At 71.6% G+C, this 20,249-nt stretch carries 19 protein-coding genes and 1 pseudogene; 16 read left to right on the forward strand and 4 right to left on the reverse strand.

Features of this window, described 5'->3' with window-relative positions; genetic code table 11:
- Nucleotides 1-208 (reverse strand): annotated as a pseudogene (locus tag VFA06_RS05265) (hypothetical protein); the annotation flags it as partial.
- Nucleotides 205-1,128, reverse strand: coding sequence for a methyltransferase domain-containing protein (locus VFA06_RS05270; RefSeq protein WP_324839261.1), 924 nt, complete (start codon nucleotides 1,126-1,128; stop codon nucleotides 205-207). The gene VFA06_RS05270 and the pseudogene VFA06_RS05265, both read right to left, overlap by 4 nt.
- A 796-nt stretch (nucleotides 1,129-1,924) precedes the next feature.
- Here VFA06_RS05270 and VFA06_RS05275 point away from each other — a divergent pair.
- From VFA06_RS05275 to VFA06_RS05340, 14 genes are all read left to right on the forward strand, one after another.
- On the forward strand, nucleotides 1,925-3,343 hold the full coding sequence (locus tag VFA06_RS05275) for a fatty acid--CoA ligase family protein (RefSeq protein ID WP_324839262.1): 1,419 nt from the start codon (nucleotides 1,925-1,927) through the stop codon (nucleotides 3,341-3,343).
- A gap of 151 nt (nucleotides 3,344-3,494) precedes the next feature.
- Nucleotides 3,495-3,764 carry an acyl carrier protein gene (locus VFA06_RS05280; RefSeq protein ID WP_324839263.1) on the forward strand — a complete coding sequence of 90 codons (270 nt, stop codon included), beginning with the start codon at nucleotides 3,495-3,497 and terminating at the stop codon, nucleotides 3,762-3,764.
- 2 nt (nucleotides 3,765-3,766) lie between these two features.
- Nucleotides 3,767-4,006, forward strand: a complete 240-nt coding sequence (locus VFA06_RS05285) for a hypothetical protein (RefSeq protein ID WP_324839264.1) — start codon at nucleotides 3,767-3,769, stop codon at nucleotides 4,004-4,006.
- Nucleotides 3,999-5,174: a beta-ketoacyl synthase N-terminal-like domain-containing protein gene (locus tag VFA06_RS05290; RefSeq protein ID WP_324839265.1), complete on the forward strand. Its 1,176-nt coding sequence runs from the start codon at nucleotides 3,999-4,001 to the stop codon at nucleotides 5,172-5,174. Before VFA06_RS05285 ends, VFA06_RS05290 begins: the two co-directional genes overlap by 8 nt.
- On the forward strand, nucleotides 5,171-5,824 hold the full coding sequence (locus tag VFA06_RS05295; RefSeq protein WP_324839266.1) for a hypothetical protein: 654 nt from the start codon (nucleotides 5,171-5,173) through the stop codon (nucleotides 5,822-5,824). The genes VFA06_RS05290 and VFA06_RS05295 overlap by 4 nt, the downstream gene beginning before the upstream one ends.
- The gene (locus VFA06_RS05300; RefSeq protein ID WP_324839267.1) at nucleotides 5,821-7,140 is read left to right on the forward strand and encodes a beta-ketoacyl-[acyl-carrier-protein] synthase family protein; all 1,320 of its coding nucleotides are present in this window, start codon (nucleotides 5,821-5,823) and stop codon (nucleotides 7,138-7,140) included. Before VFA06_RS05295 ends, VFA06_RS05300 begins: the two co-directional genes overlap by 4 nt.
- A 99-nt stretch (nucleotides 7,141-7,239) precedes the next feature.
- A complete protein-coding gene (gene hppD / locus VFA06_RS05305; protein WP_324839268.1) occupies nucleotides 7,240-8,340 on the forward strand; it encodes a 4-hydroxyphenylpyruvate dioxygenase in 1,101 nt (366 codons plus the stop codon).
- Nucleotides 8,337-9,296, forward strand: a complete 960-nt coding sequence (locus tag VFA06_RS05310; RefSeq protein ID WP_324839269.1) for a phytanoyl-CoA dioxygenase family protein — start codon at nucleotides 8,337-8,339, stop codon at nucleotides 9,294-9,296. Before hppD ends, VFA06_RS05310 begins: the two co-directional genes overlap by 4 nt.
- A gap of 22 nt (nucleotides 9,297-9,318) precedes the next feature.
- Nucleotides 9,319-10,167 (forward strand): DUF3050 domain-containing protein, encoded by an 849-nt coding sequence (locus VFA06_RS05315; RefSeq protein WP_324839270.1) that lies wholly within the window; start codon nucleotides 9,319-9,321, stop codon nucleotides 10,165-10,167.
- Between the two features lie 32 nt (nucleotides 10,168-10,199).
- Nucleotides 10,200-11,240 (forward strand): thiamine pyrophosphate-dependent dehydrogenase E1 component subunit alpha, encoded by a 1,041-nt coding sequence (locus VFA06_RS05320; protein ID WP_324839271.1) that lies wholly within the window; start codon nucleotides 10,200-10,202, stop codon nucleotides 11,238-11,240.
- Entirely contained in the window at nucleotides 11,240-12,235 is a 996-nt protein-coding gene (locus VFA06_RS05325; protein WP_324839272.1) for an alpha-ketoacid dehydrogenase subunit beta, read from the forward strand. The genes VFA06_RS05320 and VFA06_RS05325 overlap by 1 nt, the downstream gene beginning before the upstream one ends.
- A 107-nt stretch (nucleotides 12,236-12,342) precedes the next feature.
- Complete coding sequence (locus VFA06_RS05330) at nucleotides 12,343-13,968, forward strand: class I adenylate-forming enzyme family protein (protein WP_349260059.1); 1,626 nt, start codon at nucleotides 12,343-12,345, stop codon at nucleotides 13,966-13,968.
- Nucleotides 13,965-14,936 (forward strand): 3-oxoacyl-[acyl-carrier-protein] synthase III C-terminal domain-containing protein, encoded by a 972-nt coding sequence (locus VFA06_RS05335; RefSeq protein ID WP_324839274.1) that lies wholly within the window; start codon nucleotides 13,965-13,967, stop codon nucleotides 14,934-14,936. Before VFA06_RS05330 ends, VFA06_RS05335 begins: the two co-directional genes overlap by 4 nt.
- 37 nt (nucleotides 14,937-14,973) lie before the next feature.
- Nucleotides 14,974-15,264, forward strand: coding sequence for a phosphopantetheine-binding protein (locus tag VFA06_RS05340; protein ID WP_324839275.1), 291 nt, complete (start codon nucleotides 14,974-14,976; stop codon nucleotides 15,262-15,264).
- Nucleotides 15,265-16,222: 958 nt separating this feature from the next.
- On the opposite strand, the gene VFA06_RS05345 is transcribed toward VFA06_RS05340, so the two are convergent.
- Nucleotides 16,223-16,975 (reverse strand): 4'-phosphopantetheinyl transferase family protein, encoded by a 753-nt coding sequence (locus tag VFA06_RS05345; protein ID WP_324839276.1) that lies wholly within the window; start codon nucleotides 16,973-16,975, stop codon nucleotides 16,223-16,225.
- A 23-nt stretch (nucleotides 16,976-16,998) separates the two neighbouring features.
- Here VFA06_RS05345 and VFA06_RS05350 point away from each other — a divergent pair, with 23 nt between their 5' ends.
- Both VFA06_RS05350 and VFA06_RS05355 read left to right on the forward strand, forming a co-directional pair.
- Nucleotides 16,999-17,766: an SGNH/GDSL hydrolase family protein gene (locus tag VFA06_RS05350; RefSeq protein WP_324839277.1), complete on the forward strand. Its 768-nt coding sequence runs from the start codon at nucleotides 16,999-17,001 to the stop codon at nucleotides 17,764-17,766.
- A gap of 10 nt (nucleotides 17,767-17,776) precedes the next feature.
- On the forward strand, nucleotides 17,777-18,520 hold the full coding sequence (locus VFA06_RS05355; protein WP_324839278.1) for a DUF6518 family protein: 744 nt from the start codon (nucleotides 17,777-17,779) through the stop codon (nucleotides 18,518-18,520).
- A 56-nt stretch (nucleotides 18,521-18,576) separates the two neighbouring features.
- Here the strand turns inward: VFA06_RS05355 and VFA06_RS05360 are convergent, their stop codons facing one another.
- Nucleotides 18,577-20,067 (reverse strand): cellulose binding domain-containing protein, encoded by a 1,491-nt coding sequence (locus tag VFA06_RS05360; RefSeq protein ID WP_324839279.1) that lies wholly within the window; start codon nucleotides 20,065-20,067, stop codon nucleotides 18,577-18,579.
- Nucleotides 20,068-20,249 lie beyond the last annotated feature (182 nt).

Genomic DNA, 20,249 nt, shown 5'->3' on the forward strand with positions numbered 1-20,249 from the left:
GGGCCAGCGCCTCGCCGAGCGCGGCCAGCTCGATGCTCTCCAGCAGCAGGTCCGCGTCCAGGCGGGTGTGCGGGCCGAGGGCGGCGAGCCACTGCTCGTCCTCGCCGGTGACCTCCCGCAGCAGCGCGGCGATCTGCGCGACCAGCGGACCGTGCGCCGCTCCCGGCCCGGCCGCCGTCGTCGTGTCCTGCGATCCGTCGGCAGTCACGGGCGCGCCGCCGGTACGGCTCCGGGCTGCGGCTTCACGGCGCGTACGGCGCCGTACGTCATGGCGCCGGTCTCGAAGCCCTTGAGCATCAGCGGGCCGGCATAGAAGAACCCGAGCACGTCCACGCCGCGATCGCGGGCCAGTTCGCGCATCGCCCGCGGGCCGTCGACCTTCGGGACGAGCGCGAAGGCCGGATCCCAGGAGTTGGCCACCGCCGCCGTCCAGTCCACCGCGGCGACGCGCTCGAACCCGGCCGCGGCGGCCAGCCGCTCGTGCTGCGGCAGCGAGGAGAAGCTCGGCATGACCTGATGCCGCAGGATCTGCTTGACCAGCGCGTCCTCGTCCGCGGTCAGCTCTCCCTCGCGCACCGCCCAGGTCGCGATCGCCAGCACGCCGCCCGGCCGCAGCAGCCGCAGCGCCTCGGCGAAGAACGCCGCCCGGTCCGCGATGTGCATCAGGCTCTCGAGCGCCCAGATCGCGTCGAAGCAGGCGTCCGGATATCCGGTGCGCAGCGCGTCCGCCTGGTGGAAGCGGGCCCGGTTTTCGAGTCCCGCGTCGCGCGCCTTCTGGCGTGCGCGCTCGACCTGGGCCGCGCTGAGGGTGACCCCGTCGACGGTGCAGTCCAAGCTCCCGGCCAGATACAGCGCGGAGCCGCCGATCCCGCATCCGACGTCCAGCACGTGCGCCCCGGCGGGAATCCCGGCGAACGCGACCAGCTCGCGCACCAGGCGGTCGGTGGCGGCGCGCCGGTCCGCGCCCTCGGTGCCCGGCGTCTCGCCGGGATCCCAATATCCGTGATGGACATGCTCGCCCCAAAGATCCTCGTATAGATCAAGGGTCGTGTCGTAATACCGCTGCACCGCCGCATTGAGCCCGGACGGCACGGCGGAGGCGGGCGCGGCGCTCAAGTCGACATCCACGACGGCGAGTCTCCTGAAGATCCCCTGGAAGAATGCATTATGGAATGGCTTTTCGTGGAGCCTTGAAAAAGAGACTCCACCCCTCCGAAAAATGAGCACGCCGAACGCGGCCGGTTATTCGGCAGGCCATCGAATCAGCCAGTTGATAGGACCGCGGTGACGGCCGCGGCGCTGCGGCCGTGAAACTTACATATAGCGTGGATAACCAGCGAAGACATGGTATATACCAATCTCAGCTGGCGTAAAGACCGAATCTCCAGAGCTTGTGATTCGAGAACGATTCGGCATACTGGCAGCTCAGACAAGGTAGTGCCTTGCCTTAGACCACCTACGTGCTGACCCCTCGTCAACACGATGACGAACATTAAATCAGTGCTGTCGGTCAGCGACGAGGTTGCCACGAGTGACTTCTTACGTCAATTCCCCAATCCGTTCCTAGAAGCGGACTGCGTCATCCAGGTCGTGACCAGGGCAAAGAAAACCGATCAGACGCAGGGTCTTGCGGCGCCTCAAATCCTGTGATGAGAATGGCGCCGAACGGGCGTTGGCCACCGCTGAACCCCCGTCACCTCGCCGGCCCGACGAAGGACCGGCTACGGCCCGCCGGCCGCTCGGGACGGCGGGTACCCGCGACGGCACGCACCGGGCCCGGTACTCCGGGCCTTTTGCGCTCTCCGCCCTGCGCGCCGCGGAACGCACCGCCATCAGGCAAGACAGGCAACTTAGCCAAACGGCTCAAGACCGCGCCCGGTCTTCGATTCGGCATGCACCGGCGCGCGAAGGGGGAAGGTGTGTCGTGATCGAGGGTGCGCAACCGCCGCTGGATCCCGGCTGGGTCGACGACGTGCTCCTGGCCGGCCGCCCGGGCGATACCTGCCTTGTCCTCGGCGCGCCGGTCAACCGGCAGTCGCTACGCGGGCTCGTGGCCGACCACCAGGAGTCGCTCGCCGCGGCCGGCCTGCGCGATCGCGGTGTGGTCGCCCTATGTCTGCCGCCCTCGCTGACGTTCATCAGCACTCTGCTCGCGGCGTGGCGGATCGGCGCCCAGGCGATCCTGCTCGACCACCGGCTCACTCCGTACGAGGTGGACCGCGCGCTCTCCCGGCTCGCTCCCGAGGTCGTGGTGCGGGCAAAGCAGGCGCCTGACGGTACACTGCGCGGATTCGCCGACGTCGAGGCCCAGGTCTCCAGCCGTCCAGGCCTGCCCGCCGCCGGACCGCACGCGCTCGTCCAGCTCAGCTCGGGCTCCACCGGCCCGTCGAAGGTGATCGGCCGCACCGCGGCCGACCTGATCGCCGAGATCGACCGGTACCGGCAGATCGAAGGCGTTCCGCGCGAAGGCGAACGCATCGTGTCGCTGGCCTCGATGGTGCACGTCCTGGGCCTGGTCGGCGGGCTGCTCTACGGCCTCAGCGCCGGAGTGCAGCTCGCGATCCCGGAACGGATGACTCCGCACGGGATCCTCGACACCGTGGCCGCCGGCCCCGAGCCCACCACGCTGCTCGGCGTCCCCTTCCACATCGAACTGCTCGCCTCCGTGGCCGAGCCGCCGCCGCTGCCGCAGCTGACCGGGATGACCACAGGCGGCGAGCTGGTCCGGACCGGGATCTACGAGTCCTTCGTCCATCGCTACGGAGTCCGGCTGGGCAACATGTACGGCATGACCGAGGTCGGGGTCATCGCCACCGACCTGTTCGGAACCGACCGACCCGCGCTGCGCCCCGCACCAGGCCTGACCATCCGCGAGCAGGGCGGCGAACTGCACCTCGCGATGCCGAGCTCGCCGTACCTCGGCGACACCGACCCCGCGCGCTGGTCCGACGGCTGGCTGCACACCCGCGACGCAGGCTGCGTCGATCCCGACACCGGTCTGGTGCGGGTCCTCGGCCGCCGCGACTCGCAGGTCTCCGTCGGCGGACTGAAGGTCGACCTCACCGAGGTCGAGCACACGCTCGCCGACCTGCCCGAGGTCGAAGGCGCGGTCGTCGTCTTCGACAAGGCGGTCGAAGCGTACGTCGTGCTGCACAGACCGGATGCCGAGGCGCGGGTGCGGGAACTGCTGACGCAGCGTCTCGCCGCATACAAGAGACCCCGGGTCCTGCACGTCGTCGACCAATTACCGCGCACGGCGACCGGGAAGCTCGTGCGAGATCAAAGCGCGCTGCGCGGCGCGCGCCAAGACCGCGAAGCCGCCGCACTGAACCTCGCCCACTGAGCAACCCGCCGGGCCGACCGCAGGCCGCACAGCCGATCAATCCCGCGATCCGGGTCCCCTCGGCTTCGCAGGCGCCTGCCTTAGCCCTGCGCGCACCGCCCCGCCCCAGCCATCTCTCTCTCCCCCACCGCAGAAAGGACGTCTCCGCGAGATGACCGATGACGAGATCCGCGCGTTCATCATCCAGTCGCTGAGCGCGATGAACTACGACGTCACCGACGTAGGCGCCGACACCCTGCTCGGCCCGGCCGGAGCCGATCTGGAGTCGCTGGCCCTGGCCGAGCTCTCCGTGCGGGTCGAGGACCAATACGGCGTCCGATTCGACGACGACGAGGCCGAGAAGCTCGTCGCGATGACCATCGGCGAATTCGCACGAGCCGTGGCGCAGCGCCTCGAGTCCGCGTCGGCGGCAGGGCGCTGAACGTGTCCGGCTTCCCCGAGCGCGCCGACCTGCTCACCATGCTCGCGGCCTTCGGCGACCGCAGGCCAGAGCAGGTGTCGGAGAACATCGACTCGATGGAGCTGGCCTGGCTCATCCACCAGGTCGAGGAGCGCTACGGGCGGCGAATCGACCTCGACGACGCGGCATTGGCCCGCATGACGAGCGTCTCCGGCGCGGCCCAGGTGCTGCGCGACCACCTGTTCGAGGCGGCCGATGACTGACGCGATCGCCCTCGCCGATCCCCCGGTCGCACGCCGCGGCGCCGAGCCCGTCGTGATCACCGCGGCCGCCGTCTCCAGCGCGTTCGGACGCGGGGTCGCGCCGCTGCTCACGGCGGCGCTCGAGGGCACGCCCGGCTTCGAGGCGGTGCGGCGCTTCGACGTCGCGGACCGGCGAGTCGGCGTCGCCGCGACGCTGCCGGGATCACCCACGCTGCGCGACGAACTGGATCAGGTCGTCCGCGAGGCCTGCGACGAGGCCGGGCTCTCCTCCGGCCGGCGCGCTCAGTGCCCGCTCTACCTCGCGGTGCACGGCGACCCGGATCTGCCTCGGGCCCAGGGCGGCGAGGCGAACGAGCACGGCGCGCACGCCTTCGCGCGATCAGCGGCACGGCGCGCAGGGCTGTCCACCGAAACAGTTCGCGTATACACGTCCGCATGCGTCGCGGCCAGCACCGCGGTCGCCGATGCCGCAGCCGCCGTAGCCCGCGGGCACGTGAGCAGCGTCGTGGTCACGGCCGGTTACCTGGTCGATCCGGATCAGTTCGCGCTCTTCGACGCCGGACGCGCCCTGGCCCCCGACGGCCGGGTTCGACCCTTCAGCGCGCAGCGCCGCGGACTGCTGCTCGGCGACGGCGTAGGCGCGATCGTGATCGAATCCGCTTCATCCGCCCATCGCCGCGGCGCCACGGTCCTCGCCAGGCTCGCCGGGTGGGGCCGCGCCGGGGACGCCTACCACGTCTGCCGACCACGCCCCGACGGCGCCGGCCTCGCGCGGGCGATCACGGCGGCCCTGCAGCGCGGCTCCATCCGCCCCGAGGCGATCGGCTACGTCAACGCGCACGGCTCGGGCACCGAACACAGCGACACGGCCGAAGCCGCCGCACTGCACCTGGCGCTGGGCGAATCGGCCGAGACGGTGCCGGTCAGTTCCACCAAATCGGTGCACGGCCAGGCACTTGAAGCAGGCGCACTGATCGAGCTGATCGTGACGGTGCACGCCCTGCGCGCCGCGCGCCTTCCAGTCAACGCCGGCTACCTCGGCCGCGACGAGGCCTGCCGGCTGAACCTGGTGCTCGAGGCCGGACAAGAGCGCCCGATCGACTACGCCCTGAGCGTCAACAGCGCGTTCGGCGGAGCGAACACCGCACTGCTGGTAGGTGCACCGTGATTCCGCTGCGCACCCCGGGCGCCGTGATGCCGGTCGAGGCGACCGACCCGGCCGGTGACGCGCCGCCGGTCCGCGTCCCGCCGTCTCAGACTTCTGCGACAACGTTGGCAGACCGAGCGCGGGCGGCCGGGCTCGCGGTGCTCGCGGCCTCGGCCTGGCCCGAATCCCCTGCCGATGCCACCCCGCCCGCGCTCGCCGGATTCGTGAACTCCTCCTTCAGCCCGCTCGCCGCCGAGATCGCACGGCGCTGCCTCGATCGGCGAGCGCACGCGACCACCGGCATGGCCGAAGCCGCGTCGCCCCGGACCGCGGTCATCATCGCCAGCGCCCTCGGCGACCTGGCAGGCGCACGACAGGTGGCGCAAGCGGTCGATGCCGGCGCCCGGGTCGGCCCGCTGCTGTTTTTTCAGTGCGTGCCGAACGCGGTCGCAGGTCACATCGCTGCTCAATCAGGGCTCGTTGGCCCTGTTGTCTGCCTCGGTGAGGAGCGATCCGCGTTTGACGTCGCCGGACTGCTGATCGAGGACGCGGACGCCGACGAGGTGCTGCTGATCCGGGTCGACCAGGCGGCCGGCGCGCACGATCGCGACCGCGCCGAGGCGGTCCTGCTGGCGGCCGGCGCCCCGGCGCACGAGAGGAGTCGGGCATGAGCGAGCGCAGTGTTCACGACCCCAGCGTTCACAACCACAGTGTTCGGGACCCCAGCGTTCACCACCGCGGCGTGGTGATCACCGGCATGGGCCTGGTGACGCCGGTCGGCGAGAGCGCTGACGCAATCATGGCGGCGATGTGTGAGGGCCGGTCGGGATTGAGCCGCCCGCCGCAGGAACACCCGCTGGCCGAGTGCCTGGAGGTCGCGGGTTTCGCGCCGCCGATCGATCCGACCAGCGTGCTGCCGCCGCCCGAGACCCGCGTGGTGGACCGCTACGTCGTGATGGCGCTCAAGGCCGCGGCCGACGCGCTGGCCGACGCCGGACTCGTCGTGGGCCGCGACGCCGACCCGTTGCGGACCGCGGTGATCGTGTCCGGCACCGGAGGACTGGCCACCCTCGAGGACCAGGTCATCACGCGCACGCAGCGCGGGCGCCTCGGCGTCAGCCCGTATCTGCTGCCCGGCATGCTGCCCAACATGGGCGCGGCCCGCATCGCCATCAAGTACGGGATCCGCGGCTACAGCTCGTCGATCGGCACCGCCTGCGCGGCCGGCGCCCAATCGATCGGGGAGGCGACGCGGCTGCTGCGCGCCGGGGAGGCCGACGTGGTCGTCTGCGGATGCAGTGAGGCGCCGCTGTTTCCCACGCTGGCCGACACCTTCTCCAACGCGCGGGCCCTGGCCCGAGGCTGGGCGCACGACCCGGCCGCAGCGAGCCGCCCCTTCGACCGGCGGCGGGCCGGACTCGTCCTCGGCGAGGGAGCCGGCATCTTCGTCCTCGAACGCGCGGAGCACGCGGACGCGCGCGGAGCGGCCGCCTATGCCGACCTCGTGGGCTGGGGCGCCACCAACGACGCACACCACCCCACGATGCCCGACCCCGAGGGCGCGGGCGCCGCCGAGTGCATCCGCCGGGCGCTGGCCGACGCGCGGATCGCACCCGGCGACGTGGGCTACCTCAACGCGCACGGCACGAGCACGAAGCTCGGCGACGTGGCCGAGGCCCGCGCGATCCGCGCCGCGTTCGGCGCGCACCTGCCGCCGGTCAGCTCCACGAAAGCGGTCACCGGGCACATGCTCGGCGCCTCCGGGGTCGCGGAGGCCGCGGTCACCGTGCTGGCCCTGCGCCGCGGACAGCTGCCGCCGACGCAGAACCTCGACGACCCGGATCCGGACTGCGACCTCGACCACATCCGCAAGGCGCCGCGCCAGGCCCGGATCGGCTATGCCCTGTCGAACTCGTTCGGCTTCGGCGGCCACAACATCAGCCTCGTCTTCGGACCGCCGAGCACCCGACTCGCGCGCGCGGTCTGACGCACCGCAAGCCATGAACCCGACCCCCCAGATCCGATCCGTGAAGTCCGTTCCGCGCCGCCACACCACGCGGCCGCCGGCGAAAGGAAGGTGAGCGAAGTGGACCTGCTCGCTGTCGACCACGTCGAATTCTTCGCGGGCGACGCCCGGCAGGCGGCCTTCGTGCTGTGCCGCGCGTTCGGCTTCCGCGTCCTGGGCCAGGGCGGCCCGGACACCGGCGCGCCGGGACGGCGCAGCCTGCTGGTCGGCCAGGGCGACAGCAGGGTGCTGCTGACCTCCGGCCTGGCCGCGCACCATCCGGCCGCCGAGTACGTGGCCCGGCACGGCGACGGCGTGGCGACGATCGCCTTCCGGGTGGAGGACGCCGCGGCCTCGTACGCCAAGTACGTCGCGGCCGGCGCGACGCCGCTGCAGCAGCCGCGGGTCTACGAGCGCGACGGCGAACGGATCGTCACGGCCGTGGTCTCAGGCTTCGGCGACGTGGCGCACCGCCTGGTGGAGCGCAGCGGCCCGGCAGCCGGATTCCTGCCCGGCCTGGCTGAGAGCGCCGACGTGCCGCCGCCCGGCGCCCCGGACCTGCTGACCGCGATCGACCACGCCGCCTTCTGCGTGCCGGCCGGAGAGCTGGAGCCGACGGTGCGCCACTACCGCAAGGTCTTCGGGTTCGAGCCGATCTTCGAGGAGTACGTGGAGGTCGGCGACCAGGGGATGTTCTCGCAGGTGGTGCAGAGCCCGTCCGGCGCGGTGACCTTCACCCTGATCGAGCCGGACGTAAGCCGCCGCCGGGGCCAGATCGACGACTTCCTGGCCTGGCACGGCGGCGCCGGGGTGCAGCACGTGGCGCTGAGCACCGACGACCTGGCCGGGGCGGTGGACGCCTTCAGCGCCCGCGGAGCCGGATTCGCGCCCACTCCCGCCGCCTACTACGAGCAGCTCGGCTCGCGGCTCGGCCCGATCGACATCCCGGTGCAGCGGCTTCGCTCGCGCGGGATCCTGGCCGACCGGGACCACTGGGGCCTGATGTACCAGATCTTCGCCAGATCCATGCACGTGCGCAACACCTTCTTCTGGGAGCTGATCGAACGGCACGGCGCGCGCACGTTCGGCACCAGCAACATCCCCGCGCTCTACGCGGCGAAGGAGCGGGAGCTCTCCGCCGTGCGCAACCCGGCGCCCACCGAATCGCGGAGGCCTGCGTGAGCATCTCGACCGTGTCCATCCCCCCGCTCACCGAGGCGGAGCGGGAGCTGCTGCCCACCGACGAGGAGGTGGCGCATTACGAGGAGCACGGCTGGTATCTGACCAAGAAGCTGCTGACCGACGACGAGGTCGACGAGCTGGTCGACGCGAGCGAGCGGTTCTACGCGGGCGAGCGCAGCAGGACCCTGCCGCTGCGGCCGCCGCGCCTGGCTTACTGGGAACCGGGCCACGGCGCGGTGCAGCGGCACAACGACTACATCCACGTCGAGAGCGACCCGATCGCCAGGATCCTGCGCAAACCGCTGATCGGCGCGGTCGCGGCGCGGCTGGCCGCGACGGCGCGGATCCGGCTGTTCCAGTCCACGCTCATCTACAAGCCGCCGGTCGCCGACGAGCCGAGCAACATCGTGCCCTGGCACTTCGACAAGCACTACTGGGCGACCTGCACCTCCGAGCGGATGCTGACCGCGTTCATCCCGTTCCACGACTGCGGCCCGAGCATGGGCACGATCACCATGATCGACGGCAGCCACCTGTGGAAGGAGATCGGCCGCGAGGACTCGATGACGAAGCACTTCGCGGATCGCGACAAGTTCGACCTCGAACGCGTCCTGGCCGAGAACGCCGCGTACAACAACGTGCAGGTCCGCAAGGTGCAGATGGAGATCCCCAAGGGGCACCTGAGTTTCCATCACTGCCGCACCTATCACGGCAGCGGGCCGAACCGCAGCGACCGGCCGCGCCGCGCGGTCTCGCTGCACCTGCAGGACGCGGCCAACGAATACCGCCGGTTCGAGCTGAGCGACGGCACCGCCGTGACGTACAACCACGACGCGCTGGTGCGCCGGCTGCCCGACGGCCGCCCCGACTACGCCGATCCCGAGTACTGCCCGGTGATCTGGAGCGAGCAGGACCAACCCCTCACCACCGAACCCGGCGGCGCCGCGCTCGGCTGAGCCACGACTGTCAGGAGAAGCCATGTCGCGCTACGACTGGGGACGCAGACACCCGGGGATCGACCGGCTGGAGCGGCGCATCGGCCCGGCGCGCGAGCGCGTGGTCGCGCACCCGCTCTACGCCCGCCTCACCGACCCGTCCGCGATCCGCACGTTCCAAGAACACCACGTTTTCGCGGTGTGGGACTTCATGTCCCTGCTCAAGTCCCTGCAACGCTCGCTCACCTGCGTCGAGCTGCCGTGGGTGCCGACCGGGCCGACCGGCAGCAGAAGGCTGATCAACGACATCGTCCTGGTCGAGGAGAGCGATGAGCTGCACGGCGGCTTCATCAGCCACTTCGAGCTCTACCTCGGCGGCATGACTGAAGCGGGCGCGGACACCGGCCCGATCACGGCGTTCCTGCGGCTGCTGCGCGCGGGGCACCCGGTACCGGACTCCCTGGTCGAAGCGCGCGTGCCCGCGGCGAGCGCCGAGTTCGTCGCCACCACCTGGCAGTTCATCGAGCAGGCCCCGGTGCACGCCCGCGCCGCCGCGTTCGCCTTCGGCCGCGAGGACCTGATCCCGGAGATGTTCCAGCAGGTCGTCGGGGTCAACCAGCTGGTCGGCGGGCTCGATACCTTCGTCGACTACCTCGCCAGGCACATCGAGGTGGACGGCGAGCAGCACACCCCGATAGCCATGCAGATGCTGGCGGACCTGTGCGGCGATGACGAGCAGAACTGGGCGGACTGCGCGCGGACGGTCAACGCGGCGCTGACGGCACGGGCCCGGTTGTGGGACGGCATCCTCGCCGCGATCGGCGAGCCGGTGCGAGCGCAGGTGGACGACGCGGCCGCAGTGACCGTCGCCGCGAGCGGCGCAGCACTCTGACCGGGCCGTGCCTGCGTGCAGAAGGGACTCCCATGGACCACGACGCCGATCTCGACGGCACTGACTCACACCGTGCCGCCTCACACCGTGCTGACTCACACCGTGCCGCCTCGCTTCGCGCCGAGCTGTATCGGACCGTGCGGTTGATCCGGCGCTTCGAGGAGCGCGCGATCGACCTGGTGCGCTCGGGCGTGATCGTCGGCGGCATCCACCCGTACATCGGCGAGGAGGCGATCGCGGCCGGGGTGTGCGCGGCGCTGCGCCGCGACGACTTCATCACCAGCACCCACCGCGGCCACGGGCACGTGCTGGCGAAGGGCGCCGATCCGGCGCGGATGCTCGCGGAACTGGCCGGGCGCGTCACCGGGCTCAACCGCGGCCGCGGCGGGTCGATGCACGCGGCCGACTTCGGCGTGGGCATCCTCGGCGCGGACGCGATCGTGGGCGCGGCGGCCCCCATCGCGGCGGGCGCGGCCTGGGCGTCCCGGCGCACCGGCGCCGACCGGGTCACCGCGGCGTTCTTCGGTGACGGCGCGGTCAACCAGGGCGTCGTGCTCGAGACCTTCAATCTGGCCGCGCTGTGGCGGGTACCGGTCGTGTTCGTCTGCGAGAACAACGGGTTCGCCACCTCCACGCGGACCGAGGACGCGGTAGCCGGCACGATCACCGGACGCGGCGCTGCTTTCGGCATTCCCGCGCACACGGTCGACGGCATGGATCCCGAAGCCGTGTACGCGGCGGCCGCCGAAGCCGTGTCCCGCGCCCGCGCAGGCGGCGGGCCATCACTTCTCGAATGCGTGACCTACCGGGTCGACGCACATCACACCTTCGAGTACGCAGCCCGGCCGCGGTACCGCAGCGCCGACGAGGTGCAGGCCGCGCGAGCGCGCGATCCGCTGGAGATCCAGGGCGCGCGGTTGCCGGACCCGGTGCGTGCGCGGATCGACGCCGAGATCGAGGAGCAGCTGACGCGGGCGGTGCTGTTCGCCACCGGCAGCCCGCATCCGGACCCTGACTCGGCGCTCGACTACCTGTACGCCGACGGCACCCGGACCAGGAGCGGGGTGGGCTGATGGCCAACCAGTCGTACCTCAAGGCCCTGAATCGGGCGCTCGGCGACGAGATGGCGCGCGATCCGGCGGTGTGCGTCTTCGGCGAGGACGTCAGGTCCGCCGCCACCAACGTCACTGCCGGCCTGCTGACCCGCTTCGGCCCGCAGCGAGTGCTGGACACGCCGATCTCCGAGCAGGCCTTCACCGGCTTCGCCACCGGTGCGGCGCTGGCCGGTCTGCGCCCGCTGATCGAGTTCCAGATCCCGGCGCTGCTCTTCCTCGCCTTCGAGCAGATCGCGGACCAGGCGCACAAGCTGTCGCTGATGACCGGCGGCCAGGCGCGCGTGCCGGTGACGTACCTGGTGACCGGCTCCGGTTCGCGCGAGGGCTGGGCTGGGCAGCACTCCGACCATCCCTACAGTCTCTTCGCGCATGTCGGGGTGAAGACCGCGGTGCCGGCGACCGTGCGGGATGCGTACGGCCTGCTGGTTGCGGCCATCCGGGACGATGACCCGGTCGTGGTCTTCGCGCCGTCAGGGGCGTTGCGCCGCCGCGAGGATCTGGATTTCGCCGATGTGGCGCCGGTTGCGCTCGGGGTCGGGCGGGTGCAGCGACCGGGCACAGATGTCACGGTCGTGGCGGTCGGGCACCTGGTTCACGACGCGCTCGCGGTGGCCGAACAGCTGGCCGGGGAGGTCTCGGTCGAGGTTTTCGACCCCAGGTCGGTGCATCCCTTCGACTGGCCGGGCCTGGCCGCCAGCCTGGAACGCACCGGGCGGCTGGTCGTGTTCGACGACGCGAACCGGTCCTGCGGCCTCGGCGCCGAGATCGTCGCCGCCGCGGCCGAGAGCATGCGGCTCGTCGCGCCACCGAGGCGGGTGACCCGTCCGGATGGCGCGGTCCTGCCGTTCGCTCTGGAACTTGACCGGGCGTTGCAGCCGAGCCGGGAGCAGTTGCGCGCGGCGATTCTGGCGACCGTCGGATCGGCGCAGCTCGCGGGGGCGGCACGTGGCTGACCAGACAGAGCCCGGGAGACAGCCCTTTCGCGCCAGTGCTTTCGAAACGGCGCCGCGGCGCGGGCCCGGATTGCGAACGAGAGGGAGAGCACACCATGAGTAACGCCATGAGTATCGCGGGCATCCGGGCGGCGCTGGCCGCGGACCCGCAGCTCGGTGCGGGCAACGTGCTGCCGAAGCTGATCGAGCACGGCGCGCCGCTGGACGGCCCGGGGATCGCCTTCGACCGCGCGGTGGACGGCCTGCCGGCCTGGGCAGGGCTCACCCTCGGGCAACTGCACGAGCGCGTCGCGGCCCGAGCCGCGTGGCTGATCGGCCGGGGCGTCGGCCCACGCGACCCGGTCGCCGTGCACGTGTCCAGCTCGGCCGACTGCTTCCTCAACACGCTGGCGCTGAACTGGATCGGCGCCATTCCGGCCCTGATGAATCCACAACTGCCCGCGGACGTGGCGGCCGAGTACATCAGGCGGCTGCGCGGCACCGCCCTGCTCACCGACGCCGAGCACCGGGCGCGGCTGGCCGGCCGGGATCTCGCCGTCGGCCTCGTGATCGACGCGGCCGAGACCGGCACCGGCGATCCGGGCGCCGCTCCCCCGCCGTACCGCCTGCACCCCGATGATCCGATCGCCATCACCCATTCGTCCGGTACGACGCGGATGCCCGCGGCGGTCGTGCACTCGCACGGCAGCCTGTTCGCGGCGACGCGGATGATTCGGCTCGGCTCGCCTCGCGCGCAGGGCACCGAGCGGATCCTCAGCGCGCTGCCGTCGGCGCACGCGGCCGGGATCATGACCGTCAACCACGCGCTGTGCAATCGCAGCGAGCTGCTTTATCTCTCGCAGCAGCGCGATGGCGCCGCGATCCTCGACGCGATCGCGCGTTGGCGGCCGACCGGCGTGTTCGGCTTCGCCGTCACCTGGGCCGAGCTGGCCAGATTCGACCTGACCGAGTACGACCTGGACTCGGTGTCGCTGTGGTTCAACACCGGGGACTGCGCGCACGAGCCGCATGTCCGGCACCTGGTCGCGGCCGGTTCGCGCAACATCGTCACCCGCGACGGCGTGCGGCGGGTCCCCGGTTCGAGCTTCGTGGACGGCCTGGGCTCCACCGAGATGGGGCACTCGGCCTTCCACATCACCCACCGCACCGACACCGAGCGGTACGGCCGGTGCGTCGGCCGGCCGCACGTGTTCGCCGACGTCGCGCTGCTCGACCTGAAGACCGGGCGGGAAGTGCCGGTCGGGGAGGTCGGCCACTTCGGGCTCAAGGCGCCGACGCTGGCGCCGGGCTACTGGAACGACTCGGTGAACACCTATCGCAACCGGCTGGGCGGCTACTACCTGACCGGCGATCTGATGTACCGCGACGGCGACGGCTACTACTACCACGTGGACCGTGCGGTCGATTCGGTGGACCTGGGCGGCGGTGAGTGGCTGTACACGGCCATGTCCGAGGAGCGCATCCTCAAAGCGTGCCCGGATGTGCGCGACTGCACCATCGTGGCCGCGACGGCGAGCGGCGGGGTGTTCACGGACGTGCTGCTCAGCCTGCACGCCTGGGCCGACCCGACCGCGGAGCGCACCGCCGCGATCCGGGCCGCCCTGTCCGGCGCCGCCGCGGCGACGCTGCGCAACGTCGTCGTGATCGACGACGGGCAGCTGATCCTCGGCCCCACGGGCAAGGTGCGCAAGTTCCTGATGCGGCAGCGGCACCTGGCCGAGACGGCGGCGTGAATGTCGAGCAGGAGCAGGAGCAGGGAGCGCGGGAGCGCGCCGTGACCGCACTGCTGGACGTCGCGGTCCACCTTCCCGAGCAGCGCACGAGCGTCGACGAGGTCGCCGCCCAGTATGGGCTCACGCCGATGCAGGTCAAGGTCTTCCGCAGGTATCACAAGCTCGGCGAGGTGCGCCGGGACCCGGGCGGCGACCTGATCGACCTGCTGCGCGCCGCCGTCGCCGGACTCGGCGGGCTGCGCGGCCGCGAACAGGACGTCCGTTATGTCGTGCACGCGCGCACCTTCCCGTCGGTCGTCCCGTATCCGCTGCACCCGGTGCACGAGCTGTGCCGCGAGTTCGGGCTCGAGCGGGCCAGCGCGTTCGCCGTCGGCCACCACGCCTGCGCGTCCGGGCTGCTCGCGCTGGACGTCGTCGGCCGCCTGCTCGCCGCCGATCCCGATCCGGGCGCCCTGGCGCTGGTGCTGGCCGGGGAGAAGACGTTCACCGCCGAGGCCGAGATCCTGCCGGACACCACGTTCTTCAGCGAGGGCGCCTCGGCTTGCCTGGTCGCCGCCGACGGTCCGCGTGACCGGATGCTGGCGTACGCCGTGGACCAGCGCGCTGAATACGACGACGACGCCGAGCAGGTCGCGCTGGCCTTTCAGCGCGACTACGCGCAACTGCTCGCGGACACGATCCACGCGGCGCTGCAGCGTGCGGCGCTGCCTCTCGACGCGGTCAGCGCCCTGCTTCCGCACAACGTGAACGCGCCGATCTGGCGGCAGGTCTGCCGGATCCTCGGCTTCCCGCTCGAGCGGGTCGTGCTCGAGAACCTGGCCGCATACGGCCACGTGTTCTGCGCGGACGCCTTCATCAACTACCGCACCGCTGTGCGCCGGGAGCTGCTGCGTCCCGGCGAGCACTACGTGATGGCCGCGGGGGCCGGCCGTGGCGCGGCCTTCGCGGCCATGGTTTTCGAACACTGACGCACTGCGCCGGACCGACTGGATAAGGGAGCGAACAATGACGGAGCTGGACACGGCGGCCGATCCCGGGCTGCGCGATCGGGTCGTCGAGGAGATCTGCGCGCTGCTGCCGCGGGTACTCAAGCGTGAGGTCGCCGGCGCGACGGCGGAGACTACGCTGATGGAGGCGCTGGGTCTGAGCTCCACCGCCGCGCTGGAGCTGGTGCTCGAACTCGAGGAGCGCCTGGAGCGGGAGATCAGCGTCGAGGAGCTGGGCCGGGACGACTTCGCCACCATCGGCACGCTGGCCGGCTACATCGCCGCGAATCTGCTTCCCGAGGAGGATTGATGGCCTTCTCGGCGGTCGCGCCGCGCCGGGACGCCGCCGACCCCACCAGTCTCGCTGACCCCACTGATCTCGCTGACCCTGCCGACCCTGCCGAATCTGCCGAACCCGCCGACCTGGGCGATCCGGTGTTGGCCGACGGCCGGGAAGGTCCCGCTTGGGACGTGCGCGCGGCGGTGCGGATGGCGTTCCCGCAACCGGCGCGTCAGGCGCACGACGCGGCGTACGCCGCGCGGCTCGACCTGTACATGCGGGACATGTTGCGCGAGCACGGGCTCGATGCGTCGTGCGACGATCGCGACTGGGCCGGCTGGTCGTACAGCGAGATGGCGACCGCGCTGCTCCAGCGGGCCGTGCCCGCGCACGAGAGCGTCGATCTGCTCGTATTCGCGTACGCCATCCCGGACGTCAACCCCGGCCGCAACATGGCCGCGCTGCTCAGCGGGAACTGTCCGGGCAAGCCGCTCGCCTTCGGGCTGAGCGATCAGGGTGTTGCCGCGCCGTTCACCGCGCTGCGCCTTATCCGCCAGTACGCGCGGACCGCCGGGCTACGCCGCGCCCTGCTGCTCGTCGTCGAGCAGGCCGCACTCCCCTACCGGGCAAGCGACAACGTCGCGATCCCCGCGGGCCACACCGGTGTCGCCCTGCTTCTCGGGGACTGCGGGCACGGGCCGAACTCTGCCTCGCCCCTGCGGCTCGGGCCGATCATCACGCGAGCAGGGATCCGTGAGGACGCGGTCGAGCAGGAGCTCAAGACGCTGTGCGCGCAGCACACCGCGTCGACGGTGATACTCGGGTCGGCGTTGTCGCACTGGGCCCGGCACGCGGGCGCCCTCGCGTCTGGGGGCGAGTGCCGGGTGCGCGTCGCGCAAGCCGCGCAGCCGCTCACCGGCTTGTGGTGGGAACTCGCCGCCGAATATGACGCGCGCGCCGACTCGCCGCGAAGCATCGCGCTGTGCGACTACGACCCGGTACAGGGCTGCCTCTGCCTGGCGGTGCTCGCCTCCCACAGCGCTTGCGGCCACTCCCATGTCCGTGTCACGACGCGGAAGGGCTCGGCACCGATCAGCGCGACCGCGGCGCAATAGCCCGGTGGAGCCTGCAGATCCGCGACGCGCACCGGGTGCGGCGAAACCCCGGGGTGATGGACCGTCAGCGGCCCGGGGCCGTGCGCCGGTGCCGCCAGGCCGCGCAGCAGACGAGAGCCGGCCGCTTTGACCAGCGCCTCCTTGCGGGCCCACAGCCGGGCGAACACTGCCGCCTTTCCGGCCGCGTCTTCGGCGGCGAGCACGAGCCGCACTTCCTGCGGCGGGAAATACCGCCGCGCCAGCGCCGCCGCCGTGGAACCGCTCGCCAACTGCTGGATATCGACGCCGACCGCGCGAGACGCCGAGACCGCGACCATGCACACATCGCCCGAGTGCGACAGGTTGGCCTCGACGCGCCGCCCAGGTCCGCCCACGCTCAGGTGCGGCTTGCCGTGCGGCCCGAGCTTCCAGCCGACCTGCGCCGGCGCGACGCCGATCCGGTCGCCGACGATGCAGTGCAAGGCGGCGTGCGCGACGACGTACTCGCGCCGGTCCGCGGCCGAGAGGCAGGCTTCGGCGCGCGTGCGCTCGTCGGGACCGAGCAGCGCGAGCAGGTTCACCAGGTCCGGGCATGGCGCGCGGCCGTCGATCAGCCAGACGTCCACCGTGTCCGCGCCGTCGCCCATGAAACGGAAGTATCCCAGCTGAGATGACCAGCGACCACGCGGCGCCCGCGCGAGGCCAAGCCGGCGCCGCCTTCGCGGAAGCCGCCGATCCGTACTGTCTGCGTCCTGATGAGGCGCTGGCGCTGCTGGCCGGGCATCCGTGGCGCCGCTTCGCGGTGCTCGGAGACAGCATCGCGGAGGGTGTCGCGGAACCGGTGCCCGGCTACAGTCCGCTGCCGCTGGCGGATCGGGTCGCCGCCGAACTGGAGCGCACCGCTGCGGGCACCGCGTACCTGAACCTGGGCCGCCGTGGGCTGCGCACGCACGAGGTGCTCGCCACGCAGTTGGATCCCGCGCTGGCTTTCCACCCGGACCTGGCGCTGGTGGTGTGCGGAGCCAATGACGCCTTGCGGCCGGGCTACGAGGCGCGCGCGGACGGCGTCGACCGGGATCTGGCGGCGATGATCGAGGCCTTACAGGCGCAGGGGGCGCGGGTCATCACCGTGTCGATCTTCGTGCGGTCCCTGTATCCGAGCCTGCCCGCCTGGCTCAACCCGTCGCCGACCGAGCGCATGGCGGCCCTGGGCCGGCGCACCAACGCGCTCGCGGCGCGGCTCGGCACGACACACGTCGACCTGGCCGACCACCCCACGGCCCGCGACCCGAGCACGATCAGCAGCGACGGCCTGCACGGCAACGGCCGCAGCCAGGCCGTCGCCGCGGCCGAGACCGTCCGCGCGCTGGGTGCACTGCTGCCGCTGCCGCCCGCATACGCCGCCCGGGTCGCGCCGCAGCAGGAGCGCGGCGGATAGTGTCGATCACATGAGCGCCAATCCGCCGAAGACCACGCCGGACGAGCCTGCGCTCGCGGCCACGCCCGACGGTTCGCCTGGGGCGCGGCGCGCGGATCAGCTGCGGCGGATCATCGGTGGTGTCCGCGCCGGTGGCCGGCAGCAGTCCGGCCGGCACGCGGGCTTGGGGACGCTGCTCGCGCTCGCCGTGCTCGTCGGGGTGCTGGTCGGTGTCGCGACGGATCTGCTTCAGGCGCACCTGGATTCGCCCTGGCTCAGCCTGGTGAACGCGGCCAGTCCGTGGCTGGCCCCGGCCTTCGCGGTCGGGATCGCGGCGCGCCGGTACTCGCAGGCGGCTGTGGCGGGGCTGGTGACCTGCGTGGTGGAGCTGGCCGCCTACGACGTGACCGCGCACGTGCGCGGCGTCGCGGTCAGCGGCGGCATCACCGCGTTCTGGGCGTTGTGCGGCGTGATCGGCGGGCCGACGTTCGCTGTCGCCGGGACACTGTGGCGATCGGCGCGCGGGCCGGTTCGCGGGCTCGGGCTCGCGCTTTTGGCCAGTGCGTTCCTCGGTGAGGCGGCCATCGCGTACGCGCTGTTCCTGGGCTACTACTCCAGCGCGGCGCTGTTCGCGGTGATCGGGATCGTCCTGGTCGCGGCGTTGGGCCGACGCGGACGGCAGTACGCGCGTACCTGCCTTTGGATGCTGGTGACGCTTCCGGCCGCGGTGGCCGGCGAGCTGCTGCTGCATCTGGTGTACCGTCAGACCTTTTGATCGTCAGACCGCGCCCCGGCCGGCAGATGCGGCCGGGGCGCGACCCGCGGGTGGGGTCAGCTGTTCGGCACCGTGTCGAGGAAGCTGGTGCCGGCCGACTGCAGTGCGGCCACGTTGCTGCTCACCTGCGCCGGGGAGAGCGCGGCGCCGCCGGCGAAGTAGACCCAGCCGACCTGCTCCTGCCAGCTGCGCGGGGTCGAGCTGCCGTTCAGGTAGCCGTTGATGAACCACTCGTTGAAGTCGATGGTCATGTTCTCGCGCGGGTAGTACTTGCCGCTGGTCGACCAGTACTGGCTGCCGTCGATGTAGTAGGTGACGGTGCCGGCGTGCACGGTCATCACCAGGGTGTGCCAGCCGGCGTCGCTCGCGACGACGCTCGTGGAGCTGTTGTCCTGCGAGTAGGGGCTGTCGCAGTACGTGTACCAGGTGGTGGTGTACATGCGCGGGCCGTTGACGCCCCAGCCGCCGTTGGGCAGGTATTCGAAGTCGTTCTCGCTGTAGTTCGGGTCGTCGCAACTAGCCAGGGGCGAGATCGTGTAGAAGGTCTCGTTGACGTCGTCGCCGTTCGGCCCGGAGACCGGCGCGTCGGTCAGGTGGACGCGCGCGGCATAGGTCCCGTCGAGGAACTTGCGCCGGGTGGTGTCGATCTCCGCCTGGATCGTGTTCGCGGCGGTTCCGTCGGTGCTCGCGGTCAGCTGCATGACGTGCGTGCCGCCGGCCGCCGTGGAGGGCGGGAAGGTGATCGCGCTGGCCGACCAGGTCGCTCCGGTCACGCCGGGTCCGCCGGCGCTGGTGCGCACGCTCCAGTCGTGCGCGGCCAGGTTCGGGTCGCTCGAACCGGTGTAGTTGAAGTCGTCGAACAGGACGCCGGCCGGGGGCGGGTTCGACGAGCCGGTCGGGCTGGCGCTCGGACTCGACGAGGACGAGGCCGAGGCGGACGGCGAGCCGCTGCCTGCGGCGGCGCCGTTCGGGTCGGCGCCCCAGACCAGCGCGCCGTTCTGATAGGCGGTCACGTGGTTCCACACGGTGTAGCTGGTGTCGGCCGCGTTGAACGAGTAGTCGTCGGCCTGGTTCACGTTCTGCCAGTCGCTGCGGTACAGCCGCAGCTGCATGTCGCCGCTGTCGGCTCCGGCGGCAAGCGACCCGGCGTACGTGGTGAAGCCGATCTGCAGGTAGTGGTCCGCGCTCGAGGTGGGGCTCGGCATCGGGTAGACCGCGCCGGTGATGTTCGAGCAGCCGACCACCGCCCACGCGCAGGCGAAGGTGTAGGACACGTTCGCGTCGGCCGTGAAGTAGTAACGCAGGGTCAGCTGGGTGTACGGGATCGCGCCGCCGGTGTTGTTGACCACCTCGAACCAGGGCTCTGCCTCGTCGGCGGTCGCGCCGGTACTGGTCTTGTACAGCACGGTGACCGCGGACCCGGCGGCTTGCGCGGACCACACGGTCGGCATCAGCGTCGCCGCGGTACACGCGGCCACGGCCGCGACGGCAAGGCCGGCGCGGCGTAGTGCGCGCGGGCGCCGTCGCGCACGGGGTTGGGGATCCATCGTTCGCTCCTGGGCGAGATCGGGTCAGGGGTAGGGCGGGAGCGGTACGGCCCTGGGCGCCGCGGGCCACACCACCCCTTCCATGAAATTGACCAAGGGTAAGTTCTTGCGCGTGATGGCCATCAAAGTGACCTGCACACGCGCTCCTGTCAAGCCCTGGGGCCGCTTTGGTCTAGACCGTT

Source organism: Actinocrinis sp. (genome assembly GCF_035653575.1).
Lineage (GTDB): Bacteria > Actinomycetota > Actinomycetes > Streptomycetales > Catenulisporaceae > Actinocrinis.